At 66.3% G+C, this 1,038-nt stretch carries 1 pseudogene; it reads left to right on the top strand.

Annotation, left to right across the window (positions count from 1 at the left end):
* Positions 1 to 1,038, top strand: a pseudogene (locus tag Y707_RS32895) (hypothetical protein); the annotation flags it as partial.

The raw sequence follows: 1,038 nt of genomic DNA, 5'->3' as shown, positions 1-1,038 counted from the left end.
CCCGCCGGCACAGGCTTCCCTCCGAAGCATCCCGACGGTTTGAGCGTGGAGTCGATTGGCACGTCGCAGCGGTTGCCGCCGAACGCGCCGTCGGATTGCTCGCCGAACTCGGGGGCGGCACCGCCGACCCGGCTGTCACCGATACCGGAACAGCGCCGGCACCGGCGTCGATCTTCCTCCCGGCCGACTACGCCTCAGCCCGGATCGGCATGGAGTTCACCGCGGACGAGATTACCTCCACGCTGACGGAGCTTGGAGCGGAAGTTTCTCCTGCAGCCGACGGCTTCACCGTAGTGGCACCGAGCTGGCGGCCGGACCTGAACGACAAGGCCGACCTGACAGAGGAAGTCGCCCGTCTGGTCGGCTATGACAAGATTCCTTCCCGACTGCCGGTCGCACCTCCCGGGCGCGGTCTGACCCGCGTTCAGCAGCAGCGGCGCAGGGTTGTCCAGGCACTGGCCGACGCCGGTCTCACCGAAGTGCTGGCGTATCCCTTTGTCGATGCTGAATCCAATCAGAGGTTTGGTTCAGAAGAGGCCGAAAAAGACCTGCCGGCGATACGGCTGGCCGTCGATTGGCACGTCGCAGCGGTTGCCGCCGAACGCGCCGTCGGATTGCTCGCCGAACTCGGGGGCGGCACCGCCGACCCGGCTGTCACCGATACCGGAACAGCGCCGGCACCGGCGTCGATCTTCCTCCCGGCCGACTACGCCTCAGCCCGGATCGGCATGGAGTTCACCGCGGACGAGATTACCTCCACGCTGACGGAGCTTGGAGCGGAAGTTTCTCCTGCAGCCGACGGCTTCACCGTAGTGGCACCGAGCTGGCGGCCGGACCTGAACGACAAGGCCGACCTGACAGAGGAAGTCGCCCGTCTGGTCGGCTATGACAAGATTCCTTCCCGACTGCCGGTCGCACCTCCCGGGCGCGGTCTGACCCGCGTTCAGCAGCAGCGGCGCAGGGTTGTCCAGGCACTGGCCGACGCCGGTCTCACCGAAGTGCTGGCGTATCCCTTTGTCGATGCTGAATCCAATCAGA

This window comes from Arthrobacter sp. H14 (assembly GCF_000520495.1).
Taxonomy (GTDB): domain Bacteria; phylum Actinomycetota; class Actinomycetes; order Actinomycetales; family Micrococcaceae; genus Arthrobacter_C.
The sequence above is the reverse complement of the archived record's forward strand: the minus strand, read 5'-3'. Positions and strand labels throughout refer to the sequence as shown.